Annotated in this window: 3 protein-coding genes; all 3 read right to left on the bottom strand. The window is 70.9% G+C overall.

Translation table 11 applies throughout. The features are described 5' to 3' along the window. Nucleotides 1-57: 57 nt before the first annotated feature. Complete coding sequence (gene ppgK / locus PV363_RS17135; RefSeq protein ID WP_301022994.1) at nucleotides 58-819, bottom strand: polyphosphate--glucose phosphotransferase; 762 nt, start codon at nucleotides 817-819, stop codon at nucleotides 58-60. Nucleotides 820-857: 38 nt separating this feature from the next. Then, complete coding sequence (gene efeB / locus PV363_RS17130; protein ID WP_301022993.1) at nucleotides 858-2,114, bottom strand: iron uptake transporter deferrochelatase/peroxidase subunit; 1,257 nt, start codon at nucleotides 2,112-2,114, stop codon at nucleotides 858-860. Between the two features lie 31 nt (nucleotides 2,115-2,145). Continuing rightward, the coding region (locus PV363_RS17125; protein ID WP_301022992.1) for an EfeM/EfeO family lipoprotein at nucleotides 2,146-2,679 on the bottom strand (534 nt) is incomplete at its 5' end.

The raw sequence follows: 2,679 nt of genomic DNA, 5'->3' as shown, positions 1-2,679 counted from the left end.
ATCGACGGTCGGATCTCGTTCTTCACCTACGAGCCCGAGACGACCGCCTGACGCGTCTCAGTCCTGCGCTCGCGACGCCCTCAGGGCAGCGCCGATGATGCCGGCGGAGTTGCCGAGCCGTGCGGCCACGATGGGCGCGCGCAGGTGCAGGAGGGGGAGGAACTTGTCGGCGTGCTTCGCGACTCCTCCCCCGACGATGAACAGGTCGGGCCAGAGCAGGTCCTCGAGCCGGGCGTAGTAGCGCTGGAGACGCTCGGCCCACTCCTCCCACGAGAGGTCCTCGTTCTCACGCGCGGCAGACGAGGTGGACTTCTCGGCGTCCTCGCCGTCGATGCGCAGGTGGCCGAGCTCGCTGTTGGGGACGAGGTGTCCCTCGTTGAGGATCGCCGTCCCGATGCCGGTGCCGAGGGTGGTCATGATGACGAGACCGGACGTGTCGCGCCCCGCGCCGTACTCACGCTCGCCGATCCCGGCGGCGTCGGCGTCGTTCAGGACGACCACCTGCCGCCCGAGTCGCTCGGTGAGCAGGCGGACGGCGTCGGTGCCGATCCAGCTGCGGTCGATGTTGGCGGCCGTACGGACCAGGCCGCGTGTCACGACGGCCGGCAACGCGACGCCGACCGGGGCCTTGCGGTCACGGTCGCCGAAGTGGTCGACGATCTCGGCGATGACGTCGACGACCGCGTCCGGTGTCGACTCCTTCGGGGTCTCGATCCGGAGCCGCTCAGCGGCGAACTCGCCCTTCTTCAGGTCGACCGGCGCGCCCTTGATGCCGCTGCCGCCGACGTCGATCCCGATCGGACGGGTCTCTTTTGCCATGGTCACCAACGTGCCACTCCGACCGGCGTCGCGCAGGCTCAGGCGGAGAAGAGGCCCTGCCCGACGTACTCGCCGCGCCGGACGCCCGGAGGGATCGCGAACAGCCCGGAGCCGGTGTGCTGGACGTATTCCTGCATGTCGTCGAGGGTGGCCAGCCGCATCTGCACCGGGACGAAGTGGGTCGCGGGGTCGACGACGTAGGCGAGGAAGAAGAGACCGGCATCCATCCGGCCGATGTCGGAGCTGCCGTCGACGAAGTTGTAGCCACGGCGCAGCATCTGCACGCCGCCGTTGTGGTCGGGGTGCGCGATGCGGACGTGGGCGGCGGGGTCGACCAAGGGCTTCCCCTCGCGGCCGGCCCGCTCGAAGTCGGGCTGGTCGCGCTCGACGCCGCCGGACAGCGGCGCCCCCTCAGACTTGGTCCGGCCGACCACGCGCTCCTGCTCACGCAGCGACTGCCGGTCCCAGGTCTCGATCGTCATCGTGATGCGCCGCGCGACCAGGTAGCTGCCCCCGGCCATCCACGGCTGGTCGGCGTCCTCGCCGACCCACACGTGGTCGGCCAGAGCGTCACGGTCGTCGGACTTGACGTTCATCGTCCCGTCCTTGAAGCCGAACAGGTTGCGAGGCGTCGCCTCGTCTCGGGTCGTGGTCGACGTCTTGCCGAACCCGAGCTGTGACCACCGCATGCCGACGGTGCCGAAGCCGATCCGGGCAAGGTTGCGGATCGCGTGCACGGCGACCTGCGGGTCGTCGGCGCACGCCTGCACGCAGAGGTCACCCTCGCTGCGCTCGGGGCGCAGGTTGTCACCGGGGAAGTGCGGAAGGGGATCGAGCGCGGCCGGCCGCTTGCCGGACAGGCCGAACCGGTCGTCGAAGAGCGAGGCCCCGAAGCCGAACGTCAGCGTGAGCCGCGACGGAGGAAGGTCGATCGCCTCGCCGGTGTCGTCCGGCGGGGCGTCGTAGTCTCCGGACGTCGGCCCGGAGGGTCCTGCGCCGTCACCATGCATCATGCGGGCGGCGGCGTCGGTCCACGCGCGCAGCATGTCGACCAGTGCCGCGCGCGAGTCGGTGGTGACGTCGAACGTCGCGAAGTGGAGGCGATCCTGCACGGGCGTGACGATGCCCGGCTGGTGCGCGCCGTAGAGGGAGTACGCCGCCGCGGCACCGGCGCGCTCGGTCTCGACGGCCGTCGCCCGCCCCGCACCGAACCCGACCGCAGCCGCGCCGACCCCGAGAGCGGCCCCACCGCCGATCAGGCCGCGCCTGCTGATCCCTCGTCGCTCCTCGCCCATGTCCTCACCTCCGATGCCTGATGCCCCTGTCTCAGACCGTCGCGGCGGCGAGCCGGGACAGCGGCTCGCTCAGCGCGTTGACGGCGTCGGACAGCGCCTTGACCTGCTCGGTCGTCAACTGGTCGTAGGCGACGAAGCCGTCACCGTCCTTGTGCTCGTCGAGGAGCGCCTGGAGCGCGTCGAAGCGCTCTGCGATCTGCGTGGCGAGCGCCTCGTCGTTCTTCTCGACGATCGGCTGCACGCCCTCGAACGCGACGCGCGCGCCGTCGACGTTGGCCTGGAAGTCCCAGAGGTCGGTCCGCGACCAGTACTCCTCCTCGCCGGTCACCTTGCCTGTGGCGACCTCGTCGAGCAGGCCACGGGAGCCGTTCGCGATCTGGTCGACGGAGTACGTGAGGTCCTGGACCCGGTCGTCGAGGGTCTGGGTGTTGGCCAGCAGGTCGTCGGCGTACGTCGACCGCTCCGCGCGGGTCAGCGGCTCGTAGCCCTTGGCCCGCTGCGGCCAGAGGTCCTTCTCGATCAGGTGCCACCCGGTCCAGCGCTGGCCCGGCTCGAGGTCGGCCTC

Source organism: Mumia sp., from assembly GCF_028803055.1.
In the GTDB taxonomy this organism is placed as follows: Bacteria; Actinomycetota; Actinomycetes; order Propionibacteriales; family Nocardioidaceae; genus Mumia.
This window is presented reverse-complemented; position numbering and strand designations above follow the sequence as displayed.